Source organism: Rhizobium sp. LjRoot254 (genome assembly GCF_964254105.1).
In the GTDB taxonomy this organism is placed as follows: Bacteria; Pseudomonadota; Alphaproteobacteria; order Rhizobiales; family Rhizobiaceae; genus Rhizobium_E.
Genome location: NZ_CAXUSM020000001.1, coordinates 2,780,589 through 2,797,307, shown reverse-complemented (window position 1 = coordinate 2,797,307; position 16,719 = coordinate 2,780,589). Strand labels below are relative to the sequence as shown.

At 59.5% G+C, this 16,719-nt stretch carries 18 protein-coding genes; 15 read left to right on the top strand and 3 right to left on the bottom strand.

Features of this window, described 5'->3' with window-relative positions:
- The first annotated feature begins 56 nt into the window (after positions 1 to 56).
- Positions 57 to 1,205 (top strand): porin, encoded by a 1,149-nt coding sequence (locus ACSQ26_RS13800; RefSeq protein ID WP_436009657.1) that lies wholly within the window; start codon positions 57 to 59, stop codon positions 1,203 to 1,205.
- 338 nt (positions 1,206 to 1,543) lie between these two features.
- Here ACSQ26_RS13800 and ACSQ26_RS13795 read toward each other — a convergent pair whose 3' ends face one another.
- Together ACSQ26_RS13795 and ACSQ26_RS13790 are read right to left on the bottom strand one after the other, a co-directional pair.
- The gene (locus ACSQ26_RS13795) at positions 1,544 to 2,413 is read right to left on the bottom strand and encodes an alpha/beta fold hydrolase (RefSeq protein WP_436009655.1); all 870 of its coding nucleotides are present in this window, start codon (positions 2,411 to 2,413) and stop codon (positions 1,544 to 1,546) included.
- 81 nt (positions 2,414 to 2,494) lie between these two features.
- Positions 2,495 to 4,669, bottom strand: coding sequence for a transglycosylase SLT domain-containing protein (locus ACSQ26_RS13790; protein WP_436009653.1), 2,175 nt, complete (start codon positions 4,667 to 4,669; stop codon positions 2,495 to 2,497).
- 211 nt (positions 4,670 to 4,880) lie between these two features.
- On the opposite strand from ACSQ26_RS13790, the gene dapA reads away from it, so the two are divergent.
- From dapA to ACSQ26_RS13775, 3 genes are all read left to right on the top strand, one after another.
- Positions 4,881 to 5,765: a 4-hydroxy-tetrahydrodipicolinate synthase gene (gene dapA / locus ACSQ26_RS13785; RefSeq protein WP_436009651.1), complete on the top strand. Its 885-nt coding sequence runs from the start codon at positions 4,881 to 4,883 to the stop codon at positions 5,763 to 5,765.
- A gap of 29 nt (positions 5,766 to 5,794) precedes the next feature.
- The gene (smpB, locus tag ACSQ26_RS13780; RefSeq protein WP_436015264.1) at positions 5,795 to 6,247 is read left to right on the top strand and encodes an SsrA-binding protein SmpB; all 453 of its coding nucleotides are present in this window, start codon (positions 5,795 to 5,797) and stop codon (positions 6,245 to 6,247) included.
- Between the two features lie 87 nt (positions 6,248 to 6,334).
- The gene (locus ACSQ26_RS13775; protein WP_436009649.1) at positions 6,335 to 7,441 is read left to right on the top strand and encodes a mandelate racemase/muconate lactonizing enzyme family protein; all 1,107 of its coding nucleotides are present in this window, start codon (positions 6,335 to 6,337) and stop codon (positions 7,439 to 7,441) included.
- An 80-nt stretch (positions 7,442 to 7,521) separates the two neighbouring features.
- Here the strand turns inward: ACSQ26_RS13775 and ACSQ26_RS13770 are convergent, their stop codons facing one another.
- Positions 7,522 to 8,100, bottom strand: coding sequence for a LabA-like NYN domain-containing protein (locus ACSQ26_RS13770; protein ID WP_258161447.1), 579 nt, complete (start codon positions 8,098 to 8,100; stop codon positions 7,522 to 7,524).
- Between the two features lie 436 nt (positions 8,101 to 8,536).
- Between ACSQ26_RS13770 and rpoZ the strand changes: the two genes are divergently transcribed.
- The 11 genes from rpoZ to ACSQ26_RS13715 all read left to right on the top strand — a co-directional run bounded on the left by rpoZ (position 8,537) and on the right by ACSQ26_RS13715 (position 16,701).
- Positions 8,537 to 8,941 (top strand): DNA-directed RNA polymerase subunit omega, encoded by a 405-nt coding sequence (gene rpoZ, locus ACSQ26_RS13765; protein WP_436009647.1) that lies wholly within the window; start codon positions 8,537 to 8,539, stop codon positions 8,939 to 8,941.
- Positions 8,942 to 9,043: 102 nt separating this feature from the next.
- A complete protein-coding gene (locus ACSQ26_RS13760) occupies positions 9,044 to 11,275 on the top strand; it encodes a RelA/SpoT family protein (RefSeq protein WP_436009645.1) in 2,232 nt (743 codons plus the stop codon).
- A 66-nt stretch (positions 11,276 to 11,341) separates the two neighbouring features.
- Positions 11,342 to 11,926 carry a hypothetical protein gene (locus ACSQ26_RS13755; protein WP_436009643.1) on the top strand — a complete coding sequence of 195 codons (585 nt, stop codon included), beginning with the start codon at positions 11,342 to 11,344 and terminating at the stop codon, positions 11,924 to 11,926.
- A gap of 13 nt (positions 11,927 to 11,939) precedes the next feature.
- Positions 11,940 to 12,401, top strand: a complete 462-nt coding sequence (locus tag ACSQ26_RS13750) for a DsrE family protein (RefSeq protein WP_436009641.1) — start codon at positions 11,940 to 11,942, stop codon at positions 12,399 to 12,401.
- A 162-nt stretch (positions 12,402 to 12,563) separates the two neighbouring features.
- Positions 12,564 to 12,728: a DUF3563 domain-containing protein gene (locus ACSQ26_RS13745; RefSeq protein WP_258161453.1), complete on the top strand. Its 165-nt coding sequence runs from the start codon at positions 12,564 to 12,566 to the stop codon at positions 12,726 to 12,728.
- Between the two features lie 139 nt (positions 12,729 to 12,867).
- Positions 12,868 to 13,269, top strand: a complete 402-nt coding sequence (gene acpS, locus ACSQ26_RS13740) for a holo-ACP synthase (RefSeq protein ID WP_436015262.1) — start codon at positions 12,868 to 12,870, stop codon at positions 13,267 to 13,269.
- Positions 13,270 to 13,612: 343 nt separating this feature from the next.
- Complete coding sequence (lepB, locus tag ACSQ26_RS13735) at positions 13,613 to 14,398, top strand: signal peptidase I (protein WP_436009639.1); 786 nt, start codon at positions 13,613 to 13,615, stop codon at positions 14,396 to 14,398.
- Positions 14,395 to 15,123: a ribonuclease III gene (rnc, locus tag ACSQ26_RS13730; RefSeq protein ID WP_436009637.1), complete on the top strand. Its 729-nt coding sequence runs from the start codon at positions 14,395 to 14,397 to the stop codon at positions 15,121 to 15,123. The genes lepB and rnc overlap by 4 nt, the downstream gene beginning before the upstream one ends.
- A gap of 11 nt (positions 15,124 to 15,134) precedes the next feature.
- On the top strand, positions 15,135 to 16,058 hold the full coding sequence (gene era, locus ACSQ26_RS13725; protein WP_436009635.1) for a GTPase Era: 924 nt from the start codon (positions 15,135 to 15,137) through the stop codon (positions 16,056 to 16,058).
- 84 nt (positions 16,059 to 16,142) lie between these two features.
- The gene (locus ACSQ26_RS13720; protein ID WP_436009633.1) at positions 16,143 to 16,424 is read left to right on the top strand and encodes an antitoxin PaaA2 family protein; all 282 of its coding nucleotides are present in this window, start codon (positions 16,143 to 16,145) and stop codon (positions 16,422 to 16,424) included.
- Positions 16,414 to 16,701, top strand: coding sequence for a type II toxin-antitoxin system RelE/ParE family toxin (locus ACSQ26_RS13715; RefSeq protein WP_436009631.1), 288 nt, complete (start codon positions 16,414 to 16,416; stop codon positions 16,699 to 16,701). The genes ACSQ26_RS13720 and ACSQ26_RS13715 overlap by 11 nt, the downstream gene beginning before the upstream one ends.
- Positions 16,702 to 16,719: the final 18 nt, after the last annotated feature.

Sequence of the window (16,719 nt, the reverse complement as noted above, 5' to 3'; positions counted from 1 at the left end):
TGTCCTTCGGTGATAAAAAGACCGATCCGATTTAAACTTTTGACTGGAGGTCAGAAATGAACATTAAGAGCCTTCTTCTCGGCTCCGCCGCTGCCCTGGCAGTGGTCTCCGGCGCACAGGCTGCCGACGCTGTCGTCGCCGCTGAGCCGGAACCCATGGAATATGTACGCGTCTGCGACGCTTACGGCACGGGCTTCTTCTACATCCCGGGCACTGAAACCTGCCTCAAGATCGGCGGTCAGCTGCGTTACGAAAAGCGCTTCTCCGACGGCGGCACTCAGAAGTTCGACCGCGACGGTCTGCCGATGTTCAGGACCCGTGCAGATGGCACCCTCAAGCTCGATGCTGATGGCAACCCCATCGCCAAGAACACGAAGGATTCCTACGACAACCACACCCGCGCTCGTCTGCGTATCGATGCTCGCAACGACTCCGAGTGGGGCACTGTCTACAGCTGGATCCAGATCCAGGCTGACTCCGTGAACAACGGCGAAAACATCTATGGCGACGGCAATAACAGCTACCTCCGTGCCTACTACTACTTCGGCATCGGCGGTCTTGAATTCGGCAACTACGACAGCCAGTGGGCCAAGTTCATGGGCTACGGCGGTCGTACCGATGACGGTGGCGTCTACACCTCTGACTGGAACTATCCTGACTCGCGCCAGTATGTGAGCTACACGGCTGACTTCGGCAACTTCAAGGCTTTCGTGTCGCTCGACAACGATGCCGACGAGTTCTACAAGCCGGAAGATCATGACGGCGACGGCGTCGCCGGCCCGCGTGGCCGCCAGTACCTGCCCGATATCTCGGCTGGTGTGTCCGGCACGTTCGGCGACTACTCCGCTGCCGCTGCGATCGGTTACGATGAGTCCGACGAATCCTTCGCGATCAAGAAGGTTGTTCGTGGCGACATCGGCATGTTCGGCTTCACTGCCATGGGCCTGTATTCGGACAGCGACGAGAACATCTACTTCGCTTATGACGGCTTCAGCGCCTTGATCGGTCTGTCTGCCAAGGTCACCGACACCGTGACCATCGCGAAGGACATCCAGTGGTTCGACAACGGCGACTGGCGCCTGGTTGGCGATGTCAACTGGGAAGTTGCCACGGGCTTCTCGGTCTTGGTTGAAGGCGTGTACTTCAACCCGGACGAAGGCGACGACAGCACGTCTGGTTTCCTCCGCTTCCAGCGTAACTTCTAATCTGAGTTCACTCTCGGATGCGAAAGGCCCGGGTTCTCCCGGGCCTTTCTGCGTTGGGATGTCGGCTTTAGAGCCTTTCAGGGTTAAATGGAAACATTCTGTTGGCTCAAGCGGAGTCGCATGTTTGACCGGCCGGCGCGCGTCGTAGCCAAAGCATACGGCCAAGCTGGCCGGTCAAAGAGGCGGCCCGCTTCAGCCAACCCGAAGGGCCGGGCATCTTTCCGCCAGTCCCTGCGGCGATGGCCTCGGCCGTACCTATAGGTACGACGCTCGTCCATCGCCTTGGTCCTGACGAAAACCTGCTCCGGCAGAATGCTTCCATTTAACCCTGAAGGGCTCTAATGGGACGCGATAAAATCGGAGACCGGTCCAAGCACATCTGGAATGTGCAGGATCGGCGCATGCCCTTGACCTCTGGCCATGATCAATTCGATTTGCGGCCCGTGTCGTTCGACCATCTCACTGGCCACATCCGCCGAAAACAGCTTCGAGTTTTCGCCCCGCACGATCATCACGGGAATTGAAGCGAGTGCTTCATATTGCTGCCAGAGATCGGGCAGCGGCTGATCCATGTCCATGGTCTTCAACGGTTCGACCAGCGCCGGATCATAATCCGAAACAATGCGTCCGTCCGTCTGCCGGAAGATCGCATCCGCCATGTCGTACCAGTCGTTGTCGCCGAGTGCCGGAAAGTCCGCGGCGTGCGTCGCCTTGAGAGCGCGGGCTGCCTCGGCAAAGTCCCTTGGCTCCGGACGCGCCGACAGATAGTCGCGGATCACCCGCAACCCGGCGAGCTCGATCACGGGCCCGACATCGTTGAGAATGCATGCCGCGATCATATCGGGCGCGAAAGCAGGCAGAATATGCAGGATCAAGCCGCCACGCGACGTGCCGATGAAGGTCGCACGGCTGATGCCGAGCGTCCGCAATGCGGCGACCACGTCCTGGGCCTCGCGGCCGAGATTGTAGTTGGCGGGATTCGGATCCCGGGCGGAAAGGCCGCGGCCGCGATAGTCGAGCGTGATCACGCGCCGCCCCCGGCCTGCAAGCCATGTCGCCAGCTGATGAAAATCCCGGCTGTTGCGGGAGAGCCCCGCGAGGCAGACGATCGGCGGCCTCGCGGAGTTCCGGCTTCCATAGTCACGGCCGTAAAGCACCAGCCCGTCGTCGCTGGTGAAATGAAGGGGCGTAAAGCCATCTTGCTGCATGTTGTGTCCGTTCGCTGGTCGGACGCGCAGCAAAGGCAAGAATGGTTCGCCGGTCAAGTGCCGGATGAGGAATGGAAGACTCTATCGGCCCGCCGTCATGTCGGCGGCAATATCAGGCGTCTCGCTCAGCAGCAGCTTGTAGACCTGGTAGTTCTCCATCACCCGCTGCACATAATCGCGCGTTTCGGTGAAGGGAATGCTCTCCACCCAGTCGACCGCGACGTCGATATCCTTGCCGCGCGGGTCGCCGTAGCGCCTGATCCACTGCGTTACCCGGCTTGGCCCGGCATTATAGGCAGCGAAGGTCATGATCAGCGAGCCATCAAATTTGCTGATCTGCTCGCCGAGATAGTGCGAGCCGAGCGTGGCGTTGAAGGCCGGATCCTCGGTCAGCTTCTCGTCCGCATAGGCCATCTGGTACTGCTTGGCGACGCGTTTTGCGGTCGAGGGCAGCAATTGCAGCAGCCCACGCGCGTTGGCCGGCGACACAGCTTGCGGATTGAAGGCGCTCTCCTGCCGGGCGATCGCATAGGCGAGGGCCTTGCCGGCACTGGAGATATCAGCCGATTCCGGGATCGCACCGAGCGGGAAGGCGGCAAGCCCCGGATCATGGCCCTGCTTGAGTGCTGTCTTGCCGATCGCCAGCGCCAGTGTCGAACCGTGCGTTTCAAGTGCCTTGCTGGCAAGCTGCTGGATATCGACCGGATTTTCGAGCGTCGCGGCCAGTGCGAGATAGAGCCGCCGTGCCCGGGCAGCTTCCCCCGACTGCTCGATCAGCGAGAGGCCGATGATTTCCGGACGTGAAGCGAAGGCGAGGCGGTCGGCATCCGTCACCGCATAGCGATGACCGGGCCTGATTCCCACCTTCATCCGGGCCGCGGCAAGCTGGCCATAGAAGGTCGCCGGATATTCTGTCGCCCGCTTGAAATAGTCGGTGGATTTTTCCCGGTTCGATTTCTCGAAGGTCCGGCCCAACCAGTAGAACCCTCGCGCCTGATCGTGAGCCTTTGGGCTGGCCGCAAGAAGCTTGTTGAAGTGCGCTTCGGCCTTCGCTCTGTCCTTCAGGCCCCGAAATGCATACCAGCCGGCATGAAACTCGGCTTCCGCCAGATCGTCGGGCTCGATAGCCACGTGGGCCGAGGCGAGGCGGTAGGCCGCCTTCACATTGCCCGCGTCGATCAGGCCACGGGTCACGATCCGCGCCTCGACCCACCAGGCACCGGGATCGGCAAGCAAAGTCGCGTCCTTCGGCGTCTTTTCCAGCAGTTTGGCGGCGGTGTCATATTCCTGGAGCTGCCTATGCCGCTTGATCTTGATGTAGAGATAGCTCGGATCGTCGTGCCATTTGGCATCAACGGCCTCGATCTTCTTGTCAGCATCTTTGGCTTTACGGCTTACAGCTGCGAAGGCGTCGAACAGCGATTGCGCCTCGCCAAGCTCGGAGAAGCGCTTGGCTTGCTCGTAGCGCTCTTTGTAGAGCAGGAAATCCATGCGTCGCTTGTGATCCGCGGCCGTAAGAAGCTCGCCGAACTCCTTGATAAACCTGTCTTCCTCCGCCTCGTCCAGCTTCTCGCCCGACCACAATGCGCGGATGACGGAGGCCGCTCTCGTCTTGTCGCCGGTGGCGAGCGCGGCACGAGCCAGGATCATGGTGCCATCGGGTGTCGAAGGGCTCTTCTTGTCGAACGCGGTGACGATCAGGTTGGGGGAGGGATTTTCCTGAAACAGCGCTTCCTCGAAGTTCGCCTGCAGCTCCTTTTGGCCGGGCCAATCCTTGAGGAGCACTTGGGTCTCGGCGATCATCTTGGATGGGACGGCACGCTGGCCGGATATTGCGATCGCCCAGCTCAGCGCCTTCCATTCCGCGGAGTCCGGCTCGAGTTGGTCGCGATAAGCGATCGCTTCGAGACTGTAGCGCTGGGCGAGTTCGGTCATTCCCTCCAGGAATTTGGTGCTGGGAACCGGCTTCGGCAGTTCCGCGACAACGGGCGCGGTGTCGGAAACGCTAACGTCGGTTTCGATCGATGCGGTTTCGACGGACGCTACGCGATCGACCTTGTCGCTCGTTTTGATGGCCAAGTCCGAAGTCTCGGCAAGCTTCACAACCGTCTCCGGTGCCTTCTCGGCCTTGAGCCTGACGGTGACAGTCTTGAGAGGAGCAGCCTCTTCCGGTGGCGCGCTTCCAAGCCCGAGAATTGCGAACGCGCTGAAGCATCCGGCGAGCACGACCAGAAAAGCAATGATACCTTGTTTCATCACGCCCGCTCCGGTTACCGGATACCCGATGACTTTGTCCCGCTATGCTTAAAGACTGGTAAAAATTGCCGTTTTTGTCTTTTCTCGGACCATGAAGACGGCTAAGAAACGCGCTTGCCGCTGATGCCGGTCCTCTATAATGTCGCGTTTCCGTAAATCAGGATTGCGGCCAAAGCATGGGCGGTACACGCCGTTCGATCAGGAGTAATTTATGTTCAAGGGTTCCATTCCCGCTCTGTTGACCCCTTTCAAGGATGACGGCAGCGTCGATCACGAGGCTTTTGCCGCCCATGTGGAATGGCAGATATCAGAGGGAAGTTCCGGCCTCGTGCCCGTGGGCACGACGGGCGAATCCCCGACGCTTTCCCATGACGAACATAAACGCGTTGTCGAAACCTGCATCGCAACGGCAAACAAGCGCGTGCCGGTGATCGCCGGTGCCGGCTCGAACAATACTGTCGAGGCGATCGAACTGGCCCGCCATGCGGAAAGGGCCGGCGCCGATGCCATCCTCGTCGTCACGCCCTACTATAACAGGCCGACGCAGAAGGGTCTGATCGCGCATTTCTCGGCCATCGCCGAGGCCGTCAGCCTGCCGATCATCATCTACAACATCCCGCCGCGTTCGGTCATCGACATGTTGCCGGAGACCATGGGCAAGCTGGCGCACGCCCATAAGAACATCATCGGCGTCAAGGATGCCACCGGCAAGATCGAGCGTGTCTCTGAGCAGCGCATCACTTGCGGCAAGGATTTCGTGCAGTTATCGGGCGAAGATGCCAGTGCGCTGGGCTTCAACGCGCATGGCGGAACGGGCTGTATTTCGGTGACTGCGAATGTCGCGCCGCGCCTCTGTGCCGAGTTCCAGGCGGCCACGCTCGCCGGCAATTATGCCAAGGCGCTCGAATATCAGGATCGCCTGATGCCGCTGCACAAGGCGCTCTTCCTTGAACCGGGCGTGATCGGCTCTAAATATGCACTCAACCGCCTTGGCCGGATGAGCCGCACCGTGCGCTCGCCCCTGACCAGCGATCTCGAGGCGCCGGTCGAAGCCGCGATCGATGCGGCGCTCAAACATGCAGGACTGCTAAACTGAAAACGACCCATAAAGGCCGATCGACCACGATCAGCAAGATTGTAGCGGAGAACCGCAAGGCCCGCTACAACTATGAAATCATTGATACTTATGAAGCGGGCCTGATGCTGACGGGCACCGAGGTCAAATCGTTGCGCGAAGGCAAGGCCAACATCGCCGAGTCCTATGCCAGTGATGAGAATGGCGAGATCTGGCTGATCAATTCCTATCTGCCGGAATATCTGCAGGCCAATCGCTTCAACCATTCGCCGCGCCGCCCGCGCAAACTGCTGCTCTCGGCGAAGGAGATCGGCCGGCTGCGGACCGGCATCAACCGCGAGGGCATGACGCTCATCCCGCTGAAGATCTATTTCAACGATCAGGGCCGCGCCAAGCTCGAACTGGCCATCGCCAAGGGCAAGAAGCTGCACGACAAGCGCGACACCGAAAAAGAGCGCGACTGGAATCGCGAAAAAGGCCGGCTTCTCCGCGACCGCGGCTGACGAAATATTGCCCAAACATGCGTTGCGCTCGTTGCGGAACCTCTTATTATGTAATTACATAATAATGCCTTGAAGAGGGGATGCAGCATGAAGATCGAACGAATTCAAGCCTTTCGTATGCTGCAACCGTTTATCGACGGACCATACCGCATGTCGAAAGGCCGTGTGGCGGATGCTTTCGATTCCATTATCGTGGCGATCACCGCCGATGGCATCACCGGCTGGGGCGAGATGGCGCCGCTCGGCACCTTCTATTCCGCGGCTTTCGCCGCCGGCGCCGAGGCAGGCGTCAAGGAGATTGTGCCGCATCTTCTGGGCCAGGATCCGCGTGCGCTGACCCAGATCGGCCGGCTGATGGATACCGTCTTCAAGGGCCATCCCTATATCAAGTCGGCGATCGACATGGCCTGCAACGATCTGACAGCCCGCGCGGCCGGTGTACCCCTCGTCACCATGCTGGGTGGCCGTGAGGGCGAGACGGCGGAGCTCTACAAGGTCGTCACCCACGGCGAGCCGGAAAAGATGGCCGAGAATGCCGTGCGCTATGTCGCCGATGGATATCGCCGCCTGCAGGTCAAGGTGGGCGGAGACGTCAACGGCGATATCGACCGGGTGAGGGCGGTTTCGAGTGCCGTGCCACGTGGCACCGTGCTCTTCTGCGACGCCAATGCCGGCTGGACCCCGTTCCAGGCGCGCCGTTTCGCCGACCAGACCCGCGACATCGACTTCGTGTTCGAGCAGCCCTGCGTCACCATCGACGACAACCTCTCGGTCCGCCGCTCTTTCGACAAGCCCATGGTGCTCGATGAGAGTGTCCAGTCGCTTGAGGATCTGTTGGAGATCCATCGCAAGGGCGCGGCCGATGGCGTGACGCTGAAGATATCCCGCCTCGGCGGCGTGACCCGCACCCGCCAGATGCGCGATCTCGCCGTCGATCTTGGCCTCATGGTGACGGTGGAGGATACCGGCGGCGCTGAAATCGACACGGCGGCCATGGCGCATCTGTCACTCTCGACGCCTGAGGAGAAACGTCTGCACGCCATCGCCTTCCATGAATGGGTGACGGTGAAGACCGCGCGCAATGCACCGCCCGTGATTGGCGGCTCGAGAATGGGGATTCCGGATGGCATCGGCCTGGGGATCGACGTCGATCCGGCGTTGATTGGAACGCCTTTCCTGGACATCAGGAAGTAGTATATATGAAGTATAAAGTATAAATCGAGAATAAAACGAGCGCCGCAAGGGCGCTCCTTTTTCATGCTGTCTTGAGCGCGTCAGACTTCGAATTCGTCATGTACCGGCTCGACGGGGCGAGGAGCCCGCTCCGAGGGATCGCGTCCAACCGCAGCCTTGAGGGTTGTCAATTCGATGAAGTGATCGGCCTGGCGGCGCAGGTCGTCGGCAATCATCGGGGGTTGCGTTGCCATCGTTGACACCACCGAAACCTTGCGACCCTTCCGCTGCAATGCTTCGACGAGCGTGGTGAAGTCGCCATCGCCGGAGAAAATCACGAGATGGTCGACGACCTCCGATTGCTCCATGGCATCGATCGCAAGCTCGATGTCCATATTGCCCTTGATCTTGCGGCGTCCGAGCGAGTCGGTGAACTCTTTGGCAGGCTTGGTGATCACCTTATAGCCGTTATAATCCAGCCAATCGATCAACGGCCGGATGGAGGAATATTCCTGGTCTTCGATCAGCGCGGTATAGTAATAGGCCCGCAGCAGGTAGCCTTCCTTGTTGAAATGCTTCAACAGCTTGCGGTAGTCGATATCGAAGCCAAGGCTCTTGGAAGCCGCGTAAAGATTGGCGCCATCGATAAAAAGTGCAATTTTTTCGCGAGGGTCGAACATTAAAATCCCATTTGGTTGCGATGAAAAAGCGTGGTTTTGAAAATACTCTTCATTCGCCGTGACATGAACTTGCGAACAATTCAGATATTTTATGAATCATTCATATAAGACATGTACTTAGAGCAACTGCCGTGGGATGCCAAGAGAAATTTGCGCTTCTCCAGCCGTTATCCCAATCGGCATCCTTTATACTGGCGTGTGATCACTTTTCTCTCGGTCTTTGAGTGACGTACATCAATTACATATTTCTCTTTGCTTGCCGTCGCACAAAAGCGTCATGTTAACGCATCGGAACGGCTCCTGCGGCTTTTGGTTCCGGCAACGACGCCCAATCTGCGCTTTTTGACCGCTAATGCCAATCAAGCCTTGAATTTGCCGCGAGGAATCTGTAACGCGTGCGGCTTGACCCGATATTTGAAGAACATGAAGGATTGCAATGGCCCGCGTTACCGTTGAGGATTGCATTGACAAGGTAGACAACCGGTTCGAACTGGTTCTGCTTGCCAGCCATCGCGCAAGGCTGATTTCCCAGGGCGCGCCGATCACCATCGATCGCGACAACGACAAGAACCCGGTCGTCGCACTGCGTGAGATCGCCGACGAGCGCCTGGCGCCCGAGGATCTCAAGGAAGACCTGATCCACTCGCTGCAGAAGCATGTCGAAATCGACGAGCCCGAGCCCGATGCTTCGGCCATGATCTCGACGGCCGAGAGCACGACCGAGACCTCAGACGCGGAAGAGGATGCGCCCGAGTCGCTCAACTTCGACCAGATGTCGGAAGAAGAACTGCTCGCCGGCATCGAAGGCCTCGTGCCGCCGGAAAAGAACGACGACTACTGATCGCAAATTATCGCTTCGGTTTATCGAAGTTCATTGCACTCTCAGGCGCCGGTCTTATGATTGGCGCCTGTTTGTTTTTTAGGGATTTGGAGCAGTCTTTCAATGATGCGGCAATACGAGCTCGTCGAGCGGGTTCAGCAATACAAGCCAGACGTCAATGAAGCGCTCCTCAACAAGGCCTATGTCTATGCCATGCAGAAGCATGGCCAGCAGAAGCGCGCCAGTGGCGATCCCTATATTTCCCATCCGCTCGAAGTCGCAGCCATCCTCACCGACATGCATCTCGATGAAGCCACCATCGCAGTGGCGCTTCTGCATGACACGATCGAGGACACGTCGGCGACCCGAGACGAGATCGATACGCTGTTCGGGGAGGATATCGGCCGGCTTGTCGAGGGCCTGACCAAGATCAAGAAGCTCGACCTCGTGTCGCGCAAGGCCAAGCAGGCGGAAAATCTCCGCAAGCTGCTGCTCGCCATATCGGACGATGTCCGCGTGCTGCTGGTCAAGCTCGCCGACCGGCTGCACAACATGCGTACGCTCGAGCATATGTCGCTGGAAAAGCGCGCCCGCATCTCCGAAGAGACGATGGATATCTATGCGCCGCTCGCCGGGCGCATGGGCATGCACGACATGCGCGAGGAACTGGAGGAACTGTCCTTCCAGAACATCAATCCGGAAGCCTACAAGACCGTCACCAAGCGGCTTGAGGAACTCTCCGAGCGCAATGCCGACCTCGTCAAGAACATCGAGGGCGAACTCACCGAACTGCTCACCGCCAATGGGCTCAAGGATGCGGCGGTAAAGGGCCGGCAGAAGAAGCCTTATTCGATCTTCAAGAAGATGCAGTCGAAGTCGCTGTCCTTCGAGCAGCTCTCCGATGTCTGGGGCTTTCGCGTCGTCGTCGATATGGTGCCGGATTGTTATAAGGCGCTCGGCATCATCCACACGCGCTGGCGCGTCGTGCCAGGACGTTTTAAGGACTATATCTCGACGCCGAAGCAGAACGATTACCAGTCGATCCACACCACCATCGTCGGCCCCGCCCGCCAGCGCATCGAGCTGCAGATCCGCACGCGGCGCATGCATGACATCGCCGAATTCGGCATCGCCGCGCATACGCTCTACAAGGATGGCACCAATCTCAGCCCCGGCGAGGCCGAAGTGCGCCAGTCGAGCGCCTATAAGGGCCTCAGGACCACAATCGAGTCGCTGGCCGAAGGTGATAATCCGGAAGAGTTTCTAGAGCACACCAAGCTCGAACTGTTTCAGGACCAGGTTTATTGCTTCACACCCAAGGGCAAGCTGATCGCGCTGCCGCGCGGCGCGACCCCGATCGATTTCGCCTATGCCGTCCACACCAATGTCGGCGATACCTGCGTCGGCGCCAAGATCAACGGCCGCATCATGCCGCTGGTGACAAGGCTCGCCAATGGCGACGAGGTGGAGATCATCCGCTCGGGTGTGCAGGTGCCGCCGGCGGCCTGGGAGGAGATCGTCGTTACCGGCAAGGCGCGCTCGGCTATCAGGCGCGCCACGCGGCTTGCCATCCGCAAGCAATATTCCGGCCTCGGCCAGCGGATTTTGGAGCGGACTTTCGAACGCGCGGGAAAAGTGTTTTCCAAGGATATGATGAAGCCCGCGCTGCATCGCCTCGGCCACAAGGAGGTCGAGGATGCGATCGCTTCGGTCGGCCGTGGCGAACTCTCGTCGCTCGATGTGCTGAAGGCGGTCTATCCCGATTACCAGGACGAGCGCGTCACCACCCGGCAGAACTATGAGGAAGGCTGGTTCAACGTCCGCAGCGCCCAGGGCATGATGTTCAAGATCCCCGAGGGCCAGAAATCGCGCGTCGAGGCTGAGCCTGATGTGCCCGAGGAAGAGAGCGTCCAGCCCTTCCGCGGCCTCGGCGGTGACATCGAGGTTCGCTTCTCACCGTCAGGGGCGGTGCCGGGTGACCGCATCGTCGGTATCCACGACGGCAAGCATTCGATCACCGTCTATCCCATCCAGTCGCCGTCGCTTTCCAAGTTCGACGAGCAGCCAGAACGCTGGATCGATATCCGCTGGGATCTCGACGAGGCCAACAAGTCGCGCTTCATGGCGCGCATCCTGGTCAATGCCATCAACGAGCCCGGCACGCTCGCCACCATCGCCCAGACCGTCGGCCAGGCCGATGTCAATATTTCGATCCTCACCATGATCCGCGTCGCGCCCGACTTCTCGGAGATGGAGTTCGATCTCGAAGTCTGGGATCTGCGCCAGCTGAGCCATCTCCTGTCCCAGATCAAGGACCTCGAATGCATCTCGACGGTGAAGCGCGTCTTCGACTGAATAGAATTTCCGCGCCGCCCGTTCTGGGGTAAGATCACCTCAGAACGATAAGCGGGGAGAATTCCGATGCGCCGAGCCGTTGCCGCCTGCCTGATGCTCGTTGTCACCGTCCTGCCGGGCAGCGCCCTCGCGGATCAATCGGATGTCGTCAAGATTTTCGGCCGCGATCCCGGCACCGGCGATGCGCATGCCTGCTTCGTGCGCCATTACACCAAGGCGCATCTCAAGTCTCATCCCGACCAGAACGTCACCGACATGATCGCCTATGTCACCAAGCAGGCGGGGCTGGACGCCTATTACGCCATCAACCTGCAGGTCAATTTCCGCCAGCTCCTGAAGCCCTTCCAAATCTCCGGCAGTTGCAGCCAAAGCACCGATGGCGAGCAGACGCTCGGCTGCGGCGTCGAATGCGACGGCGGCTCTCTCAGCGTGCGCGTCAAGAACGAGTCGTCCATTCTCGTCGAAATCCCCGACAGCGTCCGTCTCTTCGACGCCTCGGCGACCGAGGAAGGCGACCTGCCGCAGGGTGCCCGCTTCGGCTCCGACGACAAGCTCTTCCGCCTCGACCGCACCGATCTCAAGGACTGCCTGCCGGTCATCTATGACGACGAGATCAAGGCCAAGGTGATGAGCGGCGCCATTACTCAATAAGGTGGAGATCGGCATGTTCTTTTCACGTCGCTTTGTCATTTCGCGCTTGTTTCCCAGCCTGGCGGGCGGCGCCGTCGCAACCGTACTCCCGGCCTCGGCCAGTGCCATCACACCGGTCTACGAGGTCCAGAAGGTCGTCTACCATCTCTCCGAGCCTACCCGCGTCAATTTCGTCATGGGCAATATCAAGAACCACATCGCCGGCAAGGGCGGGCCCGACAAGGTCAAGATCGTGCTGGTGATCCACGGCCCCGCCCTCGAATCCTTCGTCGCCTCCAAGGCGAGCCCCGACATGAAGCGCCAGATCGAGGGACGCGCGGGTGACGGCGTGAGCTTCGTCGCCTGCGGCAACACGATGTCGGCGCAGAAACTCGCGCTGACCGACATGCCGGAGGGTTTCGAGGTCGCGGAGGAGGGCGGTGTCGTCCGCATCGCCGATCTCCAGGCGGATGGCTACCTCTACATTCGCCCATGAAACGGGCACATTGCTGCGACCTATGCTGAACTATTAAGCGAATGTGACGGCGCCATGCTCCGGATGCATAGCAGCGTCCTTTCATCGCTCATTGTGCATTGCAATATTCGCGCTATCTTAAGCATCGAAGAAGGGAGGTACGACAAGAAAAGGATGAAACCCATGTTTGGTTATGTATCGAAGATCACCCAGAAGCTCCGCGCGCCCACCACTGCCGAGCGCGAAATGGACTACCTGAACCAGAGCGTCGACCGCGTCGACCTTGAATATCGCCAGCGGCAGATCGACCGCGGCATGTTCCGCAACCGCGGCATCAACTTCCTCTAAGGAAGTGTGGCGTCACAAGCGGCGACCGAAGGGCTGGCATCACTGCCGGCCTTATTTTTTGCCTTCGCGCTACCCAAATAGTGGATTCGGCGTTAAACGCGCTGGATAACCATAAAGAATCCCGGCGGGAGGCATGAACGTGATCATCGGCATCGGCAGCGACCTGATCGACATCAGGCGGGTGGAGAAGACGCTCGAACGGTTCGGCGAACGTTTTACCAACCGCTGTTTCACGGAGATCGAGCGCGCCAAGTCCGACCGCCGCAAGAACCGCGCCGCCTCCTATGCCAAGCGTTTCGCGGCCAAGGAGGCCTGTTCCAAGGCGCTCGGCACCGGCCTTTCCATGGGCGTCAAATGGCGGGAAATGGGCGTCGTCAATCTGCCAAGCGGCAAGCCGACGATGCAACTGACCGGCGGTGCGGCTGAACGTCTCGCCTCGCTTCTGCCGGCCGGTCATGCAGCCCATGTGCATGTCACGATCACCGACGATTTCCCGCTCGCCCAGGCCTTCGTCATCATCGAAGCGCTGCCCGAGAGCTGAACGGGTTGGCGGGTTGCTCCCGAACAGGGAAACGGCCAGAGCCTTTCATTGTTAAATGGAATCAGTTCTGCCGGAGCAGGTTTTCGTCAGGGCAGAGGCGATTGGCGAAGGGCATACCCAGACGTACGGCCGAGACAATCGCCTCTGATCCTGGCGGAAAGATGCCCGGCCCTTCGGGTTGGCTGAAACGGGCCGGCTGATCGACCGGCCGGCTTGGCCGTAGAGCCTTGGCTACGACACGCGCCGGCCGGTCGATCATCCGACTCCGTTTGAGCCAACAGAACGGCTTCCATTTAACAATGAAAGGCTCTAGAGAGACTTCCCAAATATCCAAGAGGAATACATGAGCGCGTCCGATCAGAATCAGCCGGCAGAGAAGAATGCCCTGTGGGAAACCATCGTCGTCCTGTTTCAGGCCTTTCTGCTGGCAGCCGTGATCCGCACCGTTCTGCTTCAGCCATTCACCATTCCCTCCGGCTCGATGATGCCGACGCTGCTGGTGGGCGATTACCTGCTGGTCAACAAGTTCGCTTATGGCTATTCGCGCTATTCGCTGCCGCTCTATAATCCCGATTGGTTCAAGGGGCGCCTGTTCGGCAGCGTACCGACGCGCGGCGACGTCATCGTCTTCCGCCTGCCGTCGGACCCGTCGATCGATTACATCAAGCGCATCGTCGGCCTGCCGGGCGACAGGATCCAGGTCAAGGACGGCGTGCTCTTCATCAACGACAAGCCGGTGCCGCGCGTCGCGGAAGGCACGTTCTCTTCCGACACGTCGGATACGGCCGGCGTGGGTGTACAGCATAGCGTCCAGGCCTATCGCGACGTGCCGATCTATCGCGAAACGCTCGATAGCGGCGCCACCTACCAGACGCTCGACCTGGATTCGATGTCGGACGGCGACAACACGCCGGTCTTCAACGTGCCGGAAAAGCACTACTTCATGATGGGCGACAATCGCGACAATTCCTCCGACAGCCGTTTCTCTGTCCATTATGTGCCGGAAGCGAATCTCGTCGGCCGCGCCAGCTTCATCATCTTCTCGCTCGGCAACGAGACGCCCTTCTTCCAGGTCTGGAACTGGCCGTCCAACCTGCGCTACGATCGCTTCTTCAAGGGTATCAGATGAGCCGCGGCAAGGGCCTTTCGGACCCCGAGCGTGAGGCGCTCGAAGAGCTGATCGGCTATACCTTCGAGGATCGCGAACGGCTTGAGCGGGCGATCACGCACTCCTCGGCCCGCGTCGCCAAATCAGGCAACTACGAGCGGCTGGAATTCCTCGGCGACCGCGTGCTTGGCCTGTGCGTAGCGGAACTTCTCTTCACAACCTTCCGCAATGCGGGCGAGGGGGAACTCTCGGTTCGCCTCAACCAACTCGTCTCCGCCGACACATGCGCCGAGGTTGCCGACCAGCTCGAACTGCACCGTTTCGTGCGCACCGGTGCCGATTTGAAAAAGATCACCGGACAGCGTATGAAGAATGTGCGCGCCGATGTGGTGGAAAGCCTGATCGCGGCAATCTATCTCGATGGCGGGCTGGAATCCTCTCGCGCGTTTGTTCTCCGCAACTGGTCGGCGCGGGCGACGGCATCGACGCCGATGCGCCGCGATGCCAAGACGGAATTGCAGGAATGGGCGCACCAGAAATTCGGTTTCGCGCCGAATTATCGCGTCGAGGACCGAAGCGGCCCCGACCATGCGCCGGAGTTCACGGTCGTGGTCGAGATATCGGGGATCGCGCCCGAGAGCGGTACCGATCGCTCCAAGCGGGCCGCCGAACAGGTCGCGGCACAAAGAATGCTGTTGCGCGAAGGCGTCTGGACAATCCAGACCTCGATCGCGCCGGAAGATTGATGGATATTCCAATGAATGAGACTGCAGAGGTCGCGGAAAACGCGCCCACCCGTTCCGGTTTCGTAGCGCTGATCGGTGCCACCAATGCCGGTAAGTCGACACTGGTCAACCGGCTGGTCGGCGCTAAGGTATCGATCGTCTCCCATAAGGTTCAGACGACGCGCGCCATCATTCGCGGCATCGCGATCGAGGACCGCACCCAGATCGTCTTCATGGACACGCCAGGCATCTTCAAACCGCGCCGCAGGCTCGACCGCGCCATGGTCACCACGGCCTGGGGCGGAGCCAAGGACGCCGACATCATCGCGCTGCTGATCGACAGCGAGCGCGGCATCAAAGGCGACGCCGAAAAAATCCTCGAGGCGCTCAAGGATGTGAAGCAACCCAAGATTCTCATCCTCAACAAGATCGACACGGTTCCGCACGAGATGCTGCTGGCGCTGACGGCGGCCGCCAACCAGTATGTCAATTTCGACGCGACCTTCATGATCTCGGCGCTGAAGGGGCCAGGCTGCGACGACCTGATGAAATATCTCGCGACGACCCTTCCGGAAGGCCCCTGGTACTACCCCGAGGACCAGATTTCCGACCTGCCGATGCGCCAGCTCGCAGCCGAGATCACCCGCGAAAAGCTGTTTCTCCGACTGCATCAGGAACTGCCCTACGCCTCCCATGTCGAGACCGAAAAGTGGGAGGAGATGAAGAACGGCTCCGTGCGCATCGAGCAGGTCATCTACGTCGAGCGCGACAGCCAGAAGAAGATCGCGCTCGGCAAGAACGGCGACGCCATCAAGGCGATCTCCATGGCCGCCCGCAAGGAAATCTCTGAGATCCTCGAACAGCCGGTGCACCTCTTCCTGTTCGTCAAGGTGCGCGAAAACTGGGGCGACGACCCCGAACGCTTCCGCGAAATGGGGCTGGATTTCACGCAGTAGAAGGTTGTGTTTTTTACTTTTCTCCGATTTTGACTTGCAAGAAAGGGCGCTCCTGCTATTTTGAAACAAAAGGAGAACTTCGGCATGCCTGATAATCCTGATGGTTTCGAGGAAAATCCCCAGGCGCCGTTTTCGGCGGATGACGAGGAAGAGAACGTTATCGACGAAAGCATCTGGGGGCCGCAGAAGAAGCTAACGGCCGAGGAACAGGCGTCGTATGATGCGTGGTTCCGGAAGAAGGTTCAAGCTTCTCTGGATTATGCGAAGCGGCCCGACGCCGTATTTTATACGCACGAGGAGGTGATGGCGAGGATGCGGGCAAGAATCGCCACGCGTATTGCCGAGGCTCAAAAGCTTGAAGATTGAATGGCTTCGGTCTGGTAAAGACGACTCCGATCGCATCGCGGATCGTATCAGCATAGACAATCCAGTCGCCGCTGAGGCCACGGTGGTAAAGATCGAAAATGCAATCGCAAAGCTTGAGGACTACCCTTTCGTGGGTCGCAAGGGCCGCATTGTAGGGACACGTGAACTCGTTGTCCCTCGATCGCCCTACATCGTGATTTACGCCGTCGAGCGAAATCAAGTCGCGGTTGTGAACATCATCCACGGTGCGCAACAATGGCCGCCGGAGGACGAATAGCTTCCGCTTTCCCTGAAC